The 12,606-nt window shown below is 72.0% G+C and carries 12 protein-coding genes; all 12 read right to left on the bottom strand.

Features of this window, described 5'->3' with window-relative positions:
- The 12 genes from lpxA to tsf all read right to left on the bottom strand — a co-directional run bounded on the left by lpxA (window position 1) and on the right by tsf (window position 12,326).
- The gene (lpxA, locus tag ACQ5SO_RS17385) at window positions 1–810 is read right to left on the bottom strand and encodes an acyl-ACP--UDP-N-acetylglucosamine O-acyltransferase (protein WP_430942903.1); all 810 of its coding nucleotides are present in this window, start codon (window positions 808–810) and stop codon (window positions 1–3) included.
- A gap of 169 nt (window positions 811–979) precedes the next feature.
- Entirely contained in the window at window positions 980–1,483 is a 504-nt protein-coding gene (gene fabZ / locus ACQ5SO_RS17380; protein ID WP_430942902.1) for a 3-hydroxyacyl-ACP dehydratase FabZ, read from the bottom strand.
- A 182-nt stretch (window positions 1,484–1,665) separates the two neighbouring features.
- Window positions 1,666–2,271: an OmpH family outer membrane protein gene (locus ACQ5SO_RS17375; protein ID WP_430942901.1), complete on the bottom strand. Its 606-nt coding sequence runs from the start codon at window positions 2,269–2,271 to the stop codon at window positions 1,666–1,668.
- Window positions 2,271–4,673, bottom strand: a complete 2,403-nt coding sequence (gene bamA / locus ACQ5SO_RS17370) for an outer membrane protein assembly factor BamA (protein ID WP_430942900.1) — start codon at window positions 4,671–4,673, stop codon at window positions 2,271–2,273. The genes ACQ5SO_RS17375 and bamA overlap by 1 nt, the downstream gene beginning before the upstream one ends.
- A gap of 118 nt (window positions 4,674–4,791) precedes the next feature.
- The gene (gene rseP / locus ACQ5SO_RS17365; protein ID WP_430942899.1) at window positions 4,792–6,123 is read right to left on the bottom strand and encodes an RIP metalloprotease RseP; all 1,332 of its coding nucleotides are present in this window, start codon (window positions 6,121–6,123) and stop codon (window positions 4,792–4,794) included.
- 94 nt (window positions 6,124–6,217) lie between these two features.
- The gene (dxr, locus tag ACQ5SO_RS17360) at window positions 6,218–7,381 is read right to left on the bottom strand and encodes a 1-deoxy-D-xylulose-5-phosphate reductoisomerase (protein ID WP_430942898.1); all 1,164 of its coding nucleotides are present in this window, start codon (window positions 7,379–7,381) and stop codon (window positions 6,218–6,220) included.
- Window positions 7,382–7,392: 11 nt separating this feature from the next.
- A complete protein-coding gene (locus ACQ5SO_RS17355) occupies window positions 7,393–8,226 on the bottom strand; it encodes a phosphatidate cytidylyltransferase (RefSeq protein WP_430942897.1) in 834 nt (277 codons plus the stop codon).
- A gap of 5 nt (window positions 8,227–8,231) precedes the next feature.
- Complete coding sequence (locus ACQ5SO_RS17350) at window positions 8,232–8,966, bottom strand: isoprenyl transferase (RefSeq protein WP_430942896.1); 735 nt, start codon at window positions 8,964–8,966, stop codon at window positions 8,232–8,234.
- 105 nt (window positions 8,967–9,071) lie between these two features.
- A complete protein-coding gene (gene frr / locus ACQ5SO_RS17345; protein WP_430942895.1) occupies window positions 9,072–9,638 on the bottom strand; it encodes a ribosome recycling factor in 567 nt (188 codons plus the stop codon).
- Window positions 9,639–9,671: 33 nt separating this feature from the next.
- Window positions 9,672–10,412 carry a UMP kinase gene (gene pyrH, locus ACQ5SO_RS17340; RefSeq protein WP_430942894.1) on the bottom strand — a complete coding sequence of 247 codons (741 nt, stop codon included), beginning with the start codon at window positions 10,410–10,412 and terminating at the stop codon, window positions 9,672–9,674.
- 231 nt (window positions 10,413–10,643) lie between these two features.
- Window positions 10,644–11,261 carry a sulfotransferase family 2 domain-containing protein gene (locus ACQ5SO_RS17335; protein WP_430942893.1) on the bottom strand — a complete coding sequence of 206 codons (618 nt, stop codon included), beginning with the start codon at window positions 11,259–11,261 and terminating at the stop codon, window positions 10,644–10,646.
- 171 nt (window positions 11,262–11,432) lie between these two features.
- A complete protein-coding gene (tsf, locus tag ACQ5SO_RS17330) occupies window positions 11,433–12,326 on the bottom strand; it encodes a translation elongation factor Ts (protein ID WP_430942892.1) in 894 nt (297 codons plus the stop codon).
- Between the last annotated feature and the right edge of the window lie 280 nt (window positions 12,327–12,606).

The following is a 12,606-nucleotide window of genomic DNA, read 5'->3' as shown; positions in this document are numbered from 1 at the left end:
TCAGCCCTGCGCGGCGGTGACGAAGCCGCGCTTGCTGTCGCCCAGGAGGAAGGCGGTGACCTCGGCGACCAGCACCGAGCCCTCATGCGCCTTCGCCGCCGCGGCGGCCTTCTCGTCGAGGCTGCCCTCGCCCGCTTCGAAGATCTCGCGGAAGGCGGCGCGCAGGGCGTGGATCTCCTCGCGCGGGAGGCCCCGGCGCTTGAGGCCGATCAGGTTCAACCCCGCGAGATGCGCGCGGTCCCCGGTGACCGAGCCATAGGGGATCACGTCGCGCTCGACGCCCGTCAGCCCGCCGACCATGGCGCCATGGCCGATGCGGCAGAACTGGTGGATCGCGGCGTTGCCGCCGATCACGGCGAAATCGCCGACGGTGACATGGCCCGCGAGCGGCACGTTGTTGGCGACGATGACGTTGCTTCCCACCTGGCAGTCATGCCCGGCATGGGTGGACATCATGAACAGGCAGCGGTCGCCGATCTTCGTCAGCCCGCCGCCCTGCACGGTGCCGGGGTTCATCGTCACATGCTCGCGCAGCATGCAGTCGGACCCGATCTCGAGCCGCGTCGGTTCCCCTGCGTATTTCAGGTCCTGCGGCTGGTGGCCGATCGAGGCGAAGGGCCAGATCCGGGTGCGCGCGCCGACCGAGGTGATCCCGGCGACGGCGACGTGGGAGATCAGCTCGACCCCCTCGGCCAGCGTGACCTCGGGGCCGACGGTGCAGAACGGGCCGATCTTCGCGTTCGCGCCGATGGTCGCGCCGTCCTCGACGATGGCCGAGGGGTGGATCCGGGCGGTGGGATCGATGGTCATGGATGACCTCCGGGGTCCGATGGGTGGGCGCGCGCCCGGGGGGCCGGGCGCGCGGGGGCGTCAGCGCCTGCCCGGCGCGCGATGCGTTCGGCGCGCGGCGGGCGCGGCGACTGGCTCAGCGCGCGGATGGCGCGCGCCTTCTTCAGCGCGCGGCCGGCGCGCGCCTTCTTCAGCGCGCGGCCGGCGCGCGACGGCTGTCGCTCTCGTCCACGATCATGGCCGAGAACTCGCACTCGGCCACGGTCTTGCCGTTGACCTTGCCCTCGCCCCAGAACTTCCAGATCTTGCCGCGCCCGCGGATGACCTTCACGTGCAGCTCGAGCCGGTCGCCCGGCACCACCCGCTCGCGGAAGCGGCACTTGTCGACGGTCATGAAATAGACCAGCAGGTCCTCGCCTTCCTTGTCGAGCGTGTGCACGACCATCACGGCGGCGGTCTGGGCCAGCGCCTCGACGATCAGCACGCCGGGCATGATCGGCGCGCCGGGGAAATGGCCCTGGAAGAACGGCTCGTTGATGGTGACGTTCTTGATGCCGATCGCGCTGGTGGACGGCACGATCTCCTCGACCGCGTCCACCAGAAGGAACGGGTAGCGGTGCGGGATCATGTTCATGATGCGCGAGATGTCGGCGCGGCCCACGGCCTCGGCGCCCCCGGGTTCCTGGTCGGACATGGCGAAAGCCCCCCTTGCAGTCAAAATGGCTCGGGCTTGGTCATGCCGGGCGGCGGCCCGAAGGTCAAGCGGGGCGAGGCGTTTCCGCCGCCCCGGCGGCATGGGAAGGCCTGTCGGGAGGGGCGCGTCGGCGCCGTCGGGCGGCCCGCCGGGAGGAGGCGGCGCCGCGCCCGGTCCTCGCCTCAGGGTTCGAACAGCTTCTGCGGCGGGGTGAAGGCGATCTCGCCCATCATCTCGTCGAAGATCTCGGCCGCGGCGGCGGTGGCGTCGAGATCCGCGTCCCAGGCCGCGACCGCGGCGGCGTCGAGGACCACCGAGGCGCCGCGGCGGCGGCGCAGCTCCTCCAGCGCCATCGGCAGGCGCTCGCGCAGCGCATCGCGCCCGTCCTCGACGAACTTGAGCAGCAGCGCCCCGCGCTCCTGCGCCGCGCGCCGCTCCTGCCGCACGCGGCGGTCGAAGGCGGCGCCGCGCTTGGCGAACTCGGCCGGGTCCATCGTCTCGCGCGCCTGGGCCAGGGCCCGCTCCTCGGCCTCCAGCTCCTCCTTCACCCGGTCGAGCCGCGACTGGACCGCGGCGCGGGCGCGGGTTTCGGCCTCGGCCAGCGCCCTGGCGGCGTCGGAGGCGGCGAGAACGCGGGAGACGTCCACCACCAGGATCTGGGCCCGCGCCTGCGCGGGCGCGGGCGACGGCAGGGCCGCCGCCGCCAGGCCCGCCCCGAGCGCGAGGGCGGCCCCGGCGGCGCGCAGCCCCGCGGCGGGGCGGCGCAGGAAGGACCCGCGCCGCGCCATCAGAAGCGGGTGCCGACCGTGAAGCGGAAGAACTCGGTCTCGTCCTGCTCTTCCTTCACCAGCGGATAGGCGAAGTTGAACCGAAGCGGGCCGAAGGCGCTGTCGATGAAGATCGAGGCCCCGACCGAGGCCCGGAAGTCCATCCCGTCGTCGATCACCACCGGCGAGCCGGCGGGATAGAAGCTGTCGACGAAGACCGTGTCGTCGAGCCCCCAGACCGAGCCGGCGTCGGCGAACAGGCCGCCATAGATTCCCAGCTCCTCGGGCAGGCCCAGCGGGAAGGACACGTCGGCGCGGATCACGCCGAAATACTTGCCGCCCAGCGAGTCGTCGCGCTCCAGCCCGGAGGCGTCATAGACCGAGGTGTCGCGCGGGCCGATGCCGCCGTCCTGGAAGCCGCGGAAGCTGTCGCCGCCGAGGAAGTAGCGGTCGGTGATGCGCACCGGCTCGCCGATCGAGAACAGCGCGCCGGATTCAAGCTCCAGTGTCGCCACCACGTCGCCGCGCGCGAAGCTGGTCCAGCCCTTGGCCGAGGCGGTGCTGGAGACGAAGCCGCCGCCCCCGCGCGAGGCGAAGTCCTGGCTGAAGCGCAGCCGGTAGCCCTCGGTCGGCTCGACCGGGTCGTTGCGCTGGTCCAGTTCCCACGACGCGCCGAACCCGAAGGAAGTCTGGCGCCCCTCGTCGGCGAGGATCGACGGCGAGGCGGCCGGGGCCACGTCCCGGATCTCGTCCGAGGCGGCGAGCAGGCGCAGCTGCAGGCGCTGGTCCGGCGCCACCGGGAATTCCAGCGTCGGGCGCAGGAACAGGTTGGTCTCCTCGAAGGAGGCCTCGTCGGAGCGGTCGAGCATGGTCCAGCCGATGCCGAGGCTGGCGGCCAGGTCCCGCTCCAGCAGCGCCGGCTCGGTGAAGGCGAAGGTCACCGCCTGCTCGTCGCCCGAGATGTTCACGCGCCCCGAGATGGTCTGGCCGCGGCCGAGGAAGTTGCGCTCGGAGATGGTGATGTCGCCCACCGGGCCGTCGGCGGAGGAGTAGCCGAGGCCGAAGGAGATCGAGCCGGTCAGCTGCTCCTCGACCTCGACCGTCACCACGGCGCGGTCGTCGGCGGAGCCGCGCGCGGTGGTCACCTGCACGTCCGAGAAATAGCCGAGCGCGCGCAGCCGCCCGCGGGCGCGCTGGACCGCCGAGACGTTGAACGCGTCGCCCTCGGCGATCGAGAACTGGCGGCGCAGCACGCGGTCCTGGGTGCGGGTGTTGCCCTCGATGTCGATCCGCTCGACATAGACCCGCGGCCCTTCCTCGAGCACGTAGGTGATGTCGACGGTCTTCGCCTCGGGGTCCTTGCGGGGCCGCGGGCGCACGTCGATGAAGGCGTAGCCGGACTTGCCCGCCTCGAAGGTCAGCGCCTCGACGGTGTCGTCCACGTCGCGCGCGTCATACGCGTCGCCCTCGTCGCCGACGATCAGCGCCTGCAGCGCCTCGGGGTCGAGATCCTGCAGCGAGGTCTCCACCGACAGCACGCCGAACTCGTAGACCTCGCCCTCCTCGACGGTGAAGGTGATGACGAAATCCTCGCGGTCCGGGGTCAGCTCGGCGGTGGCCGAGAGCACCTCGAAATCCGCGTGCCCGTTCTCGAGGTAGAAGCGGCGCAGCAGCTCCTTGTCGAACTCCAGCTTGTCGGGATCATAGGTGTCGGAGGCGAAGAGCCAGCCGAAGAAGCCCGATTCCTGGGTGTTGATGGCGCCGCGCAGGGTGCGGTCCGAGAAGCGGCGGTTGCCGACGAAGGAGATGTCGCGCACGCCGGTGCGCTCGCCTTCCTCGATCTCGAACACCAGGTCGACGCGGTTGTTGTCGCGGCGGATGATCTTCGGCTCCACCCGCGCGCCGAAGCGGCCGGTGCGGCGGTAGAGTTCCAGGATCGCGCGGGCGTCGGCGTCGGCGGTGGCGCGCGAGAAGGCGTTGCGCGGGGCCGAGCGGATGACGCCGCGCAGGTCGCCCTCGTCGACCTCGTCCCAGCCCTCGAACACGACGCGGTTGATGTAGGCGGCTTCCTCGACCTGCACCAGCAGCCCGTCGGCGAGGGGCGAGATCACGACGTTCTCGAACAGGCCCGTGTCGAACAGGCGCCGCACGCTCTCGTTGATCGCGGCGGGGGTGGCGGGCTCGCCCTCCTGCACCGCCATGTAGGCCTTCACGGTGTTCTCGTCGACGCGGCGGGCGCCCTCGACCAGGATCCGCTCGACCCGCTCGACGACCGGTTCGTCCTGGGCCGCGGCGGGCGCCGGGACGGCGAGCGCGCCGAAGGCCGCCACCGCCAGCGCGGCGCACAGCCGCAGCGCCCCCGGCGCGCCCATGCGCGCTGCGCGGCCGCGCCGCGGCGCGTTCCGATCCCGTTGGGTCGCCATGCCCTGCCCTCCGAACTTCCGCCGCTCCCCGCGTCTGGCGGCGGGATCCGGCCTCGTCTTCACTGTCGTTCCTGCCGTGCGCGGCCCCGACAAGGGCGCGAATCGCGTCCCCGCGGCGTCAGAGCCAGGCGATGTCGTTCCAGGTCACGAACGCCATCAGCGCCAGAACCAGCGCCAGTCCGAACCCGGTCGCGGCCTCGGCCGCACGGTCGGGAAGCGGCTTACCACGCACCGCCTCGATTGCATAGAAGACCAGATGGCCGCCGTCGAGCACGGGGATCGGCAGCAGGTTCATCAGCCCGATCGAGGTGGAGATCATGGCGATCATCCCGAGGATGGCGCCGAAGCCCGCGGTCGCGGCCTCGCCCGACATCGAGGCGATGCGCAGCGGCCCGCCGAGGCCGGAGGCGTCGGCCTCGCCGCCGATGATCTTGTCCAGATAGGAGAAGGTGTTCTGGATGATCCGCCCGACGCCCTCGACGCCCGCGACCGCGGCCTCGCCGATCCCGGCGGGACGGGTGGCCGAGCCGATCACGAGCTGGCCGCTGACGCCGATCATCGGGCGCATCTCCACCCCGCCGTCGGCCAGCGGGAAGGGGGTCATCCGCGGGGTCAGCATCAGGGTGTGGGTCCCGTCCGCGCGCTCCACCGTCACCTCGAGCGTCTCGCCCTCGGCGGCGAAGACCCGCTCGCGCAGGTCCTCGAAGGCGTGGATCGGATCGCCGTCGACGGCGGTCATCCGGTCGCCCGGCAGCATCCCGGCCTCGCCGGCGGCGCCGCGCGGGTCGACCCGGCGCACCTCGGGGCCGATCAGGGGCGGGATCTCGAAGCTCAGCACCTCGCCCTCGCGCTCCACCACCACGGTGTGCGAGGGCGCGCCCGCGGCCGAGGCGGCCTTCACGAGGGCGGAGAAATCATCGACCGGCTGGCCGTCGACGCTGCGCACCAGGTCGCCTTCCCGGAGGGGCAGGTCCGCATCCTCGGCCACCACGCCGATCACCGGGCGCTCGTCCGGCATGCCGACGATCAGCGCCGTGGTCGCGACCATCACCGCGGTGAGCAGGAAGTTCGCCATCGGCCCCGCGGCCACGGTGGCGGCGCGCTTCCACAGCTTCGCGCCGGGGAAGGACCGCTCCCGGTCCTCGGGGCGCATCGCCGCGACGGCCTCCGCGTCGGAATTGGCCGAGGCCGCGTCCGCGTCGCCGAGGAACTTCACGTAGCCCCCGAGCGGCAGCACCGCGACGCGCCAGCGGGTGCCGCGGCGGTCCTCCCAGCCGTAGATCTCCTTGCCGAAGCCGATCGAGAACACTTCCGCGTGGATCCCGCACCAGCGGCCCACCAGGTAGTGGCCCATCTCGTGCACGAAGACGACGACCGAGAGCACGAAGATGAAGGGGATCACGGCGCCCAGCACCGGGCCCACCAGGGGGATCGCGTTCAGAAGTTCCATCGGCAGTCCTCAAACTCATCCGTCGGGGGCGACAGGCCCCTTACGCGCCGCGGGAGGGCGGGCCGGACGCGATGCCCGGCCCCGGGCGAAGGCGTCAGGCGGCCAGCGCCTCCACCCGCGCGCTTGCGGCGCGCCGCGCGGCGGCGTCGGCGGCCGCCACCGCCTCCAATGTAAGTGCGGGGCCGTGCGGCGCCAGAGCGGCAAGCGCCTCTTCCACCACCTCGGCCATCTGCAGGAAGCCGATCCGGCCCGCGATGAACGCCTCCAGCGCCGCTTCCTTGGCGCCGTTCAGCGCGGCCCCGGCCAGCCCGCCGGCCTCCATCGCCTCGCGCGCCAGGCGCAGGGCGGGGAAGCGGTCCTCGTCCGGCGCGCGGAAATCGAGCCGCGCGAGGCGCGCGAAATCGAGCCGTTCCACCGGCAGCGCCCCGCGCTCCGGCCAGGACCAGGCGTAGCCGATGGCGTGGCGCATGTCGGGCGCCCCGAGCTGCGCCAGGACCGATCCGTCCACGTATCCCACCATCGAGTGAATGATGGATTGAGGATGCACGATCACTTCGACCTGTTCGGGCGCGAGACCGAAGAGATGCTTCGCCTCGATCATCTCCAGCGCCTTGTTGAACATCGAAGCGCTGTCGATGGAGATCTTCAGGCCCATGTCCCAGTTGGGATGCGCCGCGGCCTCCTTCGCGGTGACCGAGGCCATCCGCTCCCGGTCCCAGTCGCGGAACGGGCCGCCGGAGGCGGTCAGGATCACGCGCTCGATGGCCTCGGGCTTGTCCTCGATCACCTGGAAGACGGCGTTGTGTTCGCTGTCGACGGGCAAGAGCCGCGCGCCATGGGCGGCGCATTCGGCCAGGAACAGGTCCCCCGCGGCCACGAGGCATTCCTTGTTGGCCAGCGCCACGGTGGCGCCCTGCCGCGCGGCGGCGAGCGTGGGGGCCAGGCCCGCGGCCCCGACGATGGCGCCCATGCACCAGTCGGTCGGCAGCGCGGCGGCGTCCTCGACCGCCTGCGGGCCCGCGGCGGCCTCGATCCCCGTGCCCGAGAGCGCCGCGCGCAGGTCGGCATAGCGCGCCGGGTCGGCGGTCACGGCGAGCTGCGCGCCGAATTCCTGCGCCGCGGCGGCGATGCCGTCGATATTCGAATGGCCGGTGACGGCGACCATCTCCACCGCCTCGCGCCCCCCGGCCCAGCGCAGCACGTCCAGCGTGCTCTGCCCGATGGAGCCGGTGACCCCGAGGATCGTCGCGCGGCGCATCCCTGCCCCCTTCACCAGATGAAGACCGACTGGCCGCGCGCGAAGCTGATCAGCGAGGCGAGCAGCGCCGCCGCCAGCATCCCGTCCATGCGGTCCAGAACGCCCCCGTGCCCGGGGATGAGGTTGGAGCTGTCCTTGACCCCGCAGACCCGCTTGAGGCGGCTTTCCGCAAGGTCCCCGCCCACGCTGACCACCGCGATGGCGGCCGAGACGATGGCGACTTCATGCGCGAAGGTGCCGGTGGTGGCGGCGGCGAAGACCGCGCCGACGGCGGCGGCGAAACCGATGCCCGCCAGGAACCCCGACCAGGTCTTGCCCGGAGACACCGCGGGCCAGAGCTTGGCCCCCCCGATCAGCCGCCCCCCGAAATAGCCGCCGATATCCGCGGCCATGACGGTGATGATGACCCAGAGCGCGGCCTCGAACCCGTAATGGTCGTCGTCGCGCAGCCCGACGAAGGCGGCGCAGGCGGCGGCGATGTAGAGGCCCCCGACCAGCGTCACCGGCCCCGCCTTGCCGCGCGCCCACAGGATCGCCAGCGGCGCCAGCGCCAGCGCCAGCCACAGCATGCCCCAGCGCATGAACGAAAGCTCGGTGATGATGCAGGCCCCCGCCGCCCCCAGCGCGACGATCCAGCCGAGCGCGTCGAAGCGCGGGGCCCGCATCCGGCGCAGCTCCCACACCATGGCGAAGGCCGCGGCCGACAGCAGGATCGCGAAGGGCCAGCCGCCCCAGGCCAGCGCGGCGAGGCTGACCGCCCCCATCACCGCGGCCGAGATGGTGCGCAGCCCGAGATCGGCCAGCTTGCGCTCGGCCTTGCGCGGGGCGGGGGCGGGTCCGGTCAAGACGCTCAGCCCGGAACCGCGCCGAAGCGCCGCTCGCGCTCGCCGAAGGCGCCCAGGGTGCGGGCGAAGACCTCGGGGGTGAAATCGGGCCAGCACTCATCCACGAAGGCGAACTCGGAATAGGCCGACTGCCAGGTGAGGAAGTTGGACACCCGCATCTCCCCGGACGTGCGGATCACCAGGTCCGGGTCCGGCAGGCCATGGGTCCAGAGCGCGCCCGAGAACCGCTCCTCGCAGATCTCGGCCGGGTCGATCCGCCCCGCGGCGGCGTCCTCGGCCAGGCGGCGCGCGGCGGCGATGATCTCCACCCGCCCGCCATAGTTCAGCGCGACGCAGAGCTTGAGGCCGGTATTGCCGGCGGTCTGCGCCTCGAGGCTGTCCATCAGCGCGGCGAGGTCGCGGTCAAGCGCGCCGCGGTCGCCGATGAAGCGGACCTGGACGTTGCGGCGGTTGAGGTCGGCCCCCTCGCGGCGGATGTACATGCGGAACAGGTTCATCAGCCCGCGCACCTCCTCGGCCGCGCGGCGCCAGTTCTCGGTCGAGAAGGCGTAGAGGGTCAGGTACGACACGCCGATGTCGGAGGCCGCCTCGACGATCTCCCGCACCATCTCGGCGCCCTTGCGGTGCCCGGCGAGGCGCGGCAGCCCGCGCCTCTGGGCCCAGCGGCCGTTCCCGTCCATGATGATCGCGACATGCGCCGGAAGGCAGCCTTCCGCCGCCGCCGCAGAGGGCTTCAGCATCCCCATCTCCTCGTACCGGCGCGCTGGGGGCGCGCCGCGGGTCCGACCGGTTCCGGCGTCGGGGGCGCCCCCGGGAACAGGGGCGCCGGCCGCGTCATGCAGGGCTCAGACCTGCATGATCTCCTCCTGCTTGGACGCGAGCGCATCGTCGATTCGCTTGATCGCGCCGTCCGTCAGGGACTGGACCTCGTCGGACCACACTTTCTGGTCATCCTCGGACATGCCGGCCGCCTTGGCCTTCTTGATCATGTCCATGCCGTCGCGGCGCACGTTGCGCACGGCCACCCGGGCATGTTCGGCATACTGGGCGGCGACTCTGGCCAATTCACGGCGCCGCTCTTCGTTCAGCTCGGGAATCGGCAGGCGGATGATGGTGCCGTCGACCACGGGGTTGATCCCGAGGCCGGAGGCGCGGATGGCCTTTTCCACCTTGCCCACCAGGGCCTTGTCCCAGACGTTCAGGGTGACCATGCGCGGCTCGGGGACGTTCACGGTGCCGACCTGGTTGACCGGGGTCATGGACCCGTAGGCCTCGACCATCACCGGCTCCAGGATCGTCGCCGAGGCGCGCCCGGTGCGCAGCGAGGCGAATTCCGTCCTCAGGTTCCCCATGGCGCCGTCCATGCGGCGCTGCAGGTCGTCCACGTCGATATCGATGTCTTCTTCGCTCATGCCTGTTCCTCGCCCCGCGGGCGCCCTTCGGGGTCAGTTCTGCTCGACAATGGTGAATTTTCCGCGGCCCCTCAAGACCTCGGCGAAGCCGCCCGGCGCGGACAGCGAACACACGATCAGCGGCAGGTTGTTGTCGCGCGCCAGCGCGATGGCGGAGGCGTCCATCACCTTGAGGTGCTTCTGCAGCACCTCGTCATAGGTGATCCGCTCGTAGCGCTGCGCATCCGGGTTGGTCTTGGGATCGCTGTCATAAACGCCGTCGACCTGGGTGCCCTTGACGATGGCGTCGCAGTTCATCTCCATCGCCCGCAGCGTCGCCGCGGTGTCGGTGGTGAAATAGGGGTTGCCGGTGCCGGCGGCGAAGATGCACACGCGGCCCTTCTCGAGGTGCCGGGCCGCGCGGCGGCGAATGTAAGGCTCGCACACCGTCGCCATCGGGATGGCCGAGATCACGCGGGTGTGGATGCCGAGACCCTCGAGCGCGGACTGCATCGCCAGCGCGTTCATCACGGTCGCCAGCATGCCCATGTAATCGGCCTGGGTCCGCTCCATCCCCTGGGCGGCGCCCGAGAGGCCGCGGAAGATGTTGCCGCCGCCGATCACCAGGCACAGCTCCGCGCCCAGTTCGTGCACGCGCTTCACCTCGAGCGCGATCCGCTCCACGGTCGGCGGGTGCAGGCCGAAATTCTGGTCGCCCATCAGCGCTTCGCCCGAGATCTTGAGCAGCACGCGCTTGAACATAAGCGGGGCGGACGTGTCCTGTCCGTCTGTCATCGGGCGAGTCTCCGGCTGGTGCGAGGCGGGCGCAATGTGTCGGATGGCGGGGGCGCTGGCAAGCCTGCGCCGCCGCCCCGCCCCGCGCGCGGGCGCGGAGGCGCGCAGATGTCGCGCCCCGCGCCCCGGCGCCCCGGGGGTTGGGAAACCGGGGGCCCCGCCCGGGATGCAGGCCGGGGAGACGCGCCTGGGCGCCTTGCCGGCGCGCTGGCCCGCGTCCCGCCGCGCGCGTCAGGCGGGCGCCCCGAGCCCCGGCGGATCGGCGAGGCGGCGATAGCCCAGCAGCTCGAAATCCCGGGCGTAGATCGCCGACACCCGCTCCAGCGTGTCGCGGCGGGCGTAGTATTCCTCCCACGCCCGGCGCACCGATTGCAGGGGGTGGGGGACCTGCGCGGGGGCCAGGTCGAACCGGGCGCAGAGGTCTTCGAAGATCGCCTGGATCCCGTCCTCGAACGCGTAGAGACGCTTGACCAGCACCTGGCCGTCTTCCTCCACGAACCGGGCCTGGGGGTGGAAATGCACGTCCGCGGCGCTGAGCCCCCCGAGGTCCTGGCGCACGAAGGCGTCGAAGCCCGCGGCGGCGATGGCCCCGCGGCGGCGATGGTCGTGGTAGAGGCCGACGACCCGGTCATAGGGGTTGCGCACCACGGCGACGGAGTGGAGCTGCGGCCAGCGGCGGCGCCCGAGCAGGCGGCGCGCGTCCGAGGCGAAGAGGTGGCGCAGGTCCGGCGCGGCGCTGTCGAAGCCGGTCTCGATCCCCAGCGCCGCCTGCATCGCGGCCCCGAGCGCCCCGCCCCCGGTGCGGGGCACGTTCACGAGCGCGAAGTTGGACGGGTGGTGGATCAGCATCGGCGGCGCCTTTCCGGGGGGCTGCGGCGGTCCCGCACGGGGGATGCGCGAAGCCTGCCCAAGGAAGGTTAACCAAATCCTGACACGCCCCCGCGCGCGCCCTGCCCCGAAAACGAAAAACGCCCGGCCGCAGGGGCCGGGCGTCGTCCGTTCAGGCGAAGAAGGGGCTGATCAGCCGCCCATGGTCTTGGCGACCTCGGCCGCGAAGTCCTCTTCTTCCTTCTCGATGCCCTCGCCGACCTCGACGCGGGCGTAGGCGACGACCTTCAGGTCCGCGCCGGCCTCGGCGACCGCCTTCTCGACGGTCAGGTCGGGGTTGATGACGAAGGTCTGCTTCAGCAGGCACACTTCCTGGTAGAACTTGTTCATCCGGCCGACGATCATCTTCTCGATGACCGCGTCGGGCTTGCCGGACTCGCGCGCCTGCTCGGTCAGCACGTTCTTCTCACGCTCCACCAGCGCCGGGTCGAGGTCGGAGACGTCGAGCGAGGCGGGGTTGGTGGCGGCGATGTGCATCGCGACCTGCTTGCCGATGGCTTCGGCGGCGGCCTTGTCCGAGCCGGTCAGCGCGACGAGCACGCCGATCTTGCCCATGCCGTCGACCACGGCGTTGTGGATGTAGGAGGCCACGACGTCGCCCTCGACGCGGGACATGCGGCGCACCGACATGTTCTCGCCGATGGTGGCGACCTTGTCGGTCACGGTGTCGGCGACGGACTTGCCGCCCATGTCGGCGGCCTTCAGGGCCTCGATGTCGGACACGCCCAGGGCGGTCTTGGCGATGGCGCCGACCATCTCCTGGAACTCGCCGTTGCGGGCCACGAAGTCGGTCTCGGAGTTCACCTCGACCGCGACGCCCACGCCGTCCGCGGCGGCGACGGCCACGAGGCCCTCGGCGGCGGTGCGGCCGGACTTCTTGGCGGCCTTGGCCAGGCCCTTGGTGCGCAGCCAGTCGGTGGCGGCCTCGATGTCGCCGTCGTTCTCGGTCAGCGCCTTCTTGGCGTCCATCATGCCCGCGCCGGTCTGGTCGCGGAGCTGTTTCACAAGGGCTGCAGTGATGGCCATCTCGTCTCTCCTCGGGCTTTCGCCGGGCCGCCCGCGCGTGTCGCGGGGTCTCGGCCCGGGCGCCTCCGCGCCGCCGCCGCCTGGACGGGGAACACGGTTTACGGGCGCCGTATGGGTCAGCCGCGGCGCTGGGTCAAGCGCGGCGGGCGTCGTCGAATCGTCATGTCGTGATGCCGCGGGCGGGGGATCGCCCCCCCGGGTGCGGCGCGGGGGGGGGGGGGGGGGGGGGGGGGGGGGGGGGGGGGGGGGGGGGGGGGGGGGGGGGGGGGGGGGGGGGGGG

It is taken from the genome of Rhodovulum sp. DZ06, from assembly GCF_050586345.1.
Classification (GTDB): Bacteria; Pseudomonadota; Alphaproteobacteria; order Rhodobacterales; family Rhodobacteraceae; genus JBOCEF01.
Note: the sequence above shows the minus strand (reverse complement) of the source record. Positions and strands in the feature narration are given on the sequence as shown.

Bases quoted from the DNA above. Each gene is read 5' to 3' on its own strand.
- lpxA (WP_430942903.1), bottom strand. From the start codon at position 810: ATGACCATCGATCCCACCGCCCGGATCCACCCCTCGGCCATCGTCGAG.
- fabZ (WP_430942902.1), bottom strand. From the start codon at position 1,483: ATGTCCGACCAGGAACCCGGGGGCGCCGAGGCCGTGGGCCGCGCCGAC.
- ACQ5SO_RS17375 (WP_430942901.1), bottom strand. From the start codon at position 2,271: ATGGCGCGGCGCGGGTCCTTCCTGCGCCGCCCCGCCGCGGGGCTGCGC.
- bamA (WP_430942900.1), bottom strand. From the start codon at position 4,673: ATGGCGACCCAACGGGATCGGAACGCGCCGCGGCGCGGCCGCGCAGCG.
- rseP (WP_430942899.1), bottom strand. From the start codon at position 6,123: ATGGAACTTCTGAACGCGATCCCCCTGGTGGGCCCGGTGCTGGGCGCC.
- dxr (WP_430942898.1), bottom strand. From the start codon at position 7,381: ATGCGCCGCGCGACGATCCTCGGGGTCACCGGCTCCATCGGGCAGAGC.
- ACQ5SO_RS17350 (WP_430942896.1), bottom strand. From the start codon at position 8,966: ATGCTGAAGCCCTCTGCGGCGGCGGCGGAAGGCTGCCTTCCGGCGCAT.
- frr (WP_430942895.1), bottom strand. From the start codon at position 9,638: ATGAGCGAAGAAGACATCGATATCGACGTGGACGACCTGCAGCGCCGC.
- pyrH (WP_430942894.1), bottom strand. From the start codon at position 10,412: ATGACAGACGGACAGGACACGTCCGCCCCGCTTATGTTCAAGCGCGTG.
- ACQ5SO_RS17335 (WP_430942893.1), bottom strand. From the start codon at position 11,261: ATGCTGATCCACCACCCGTCCAACTTCGCGCTCGTGAACGTGCCCCGC.
- tsf (WP_430942892.1), bottom strand. From the start codon at position 12,326: ATGGCCATCACTGCAGCCCTTGTGAAACAGCTCCGCGACCAGACCGGC.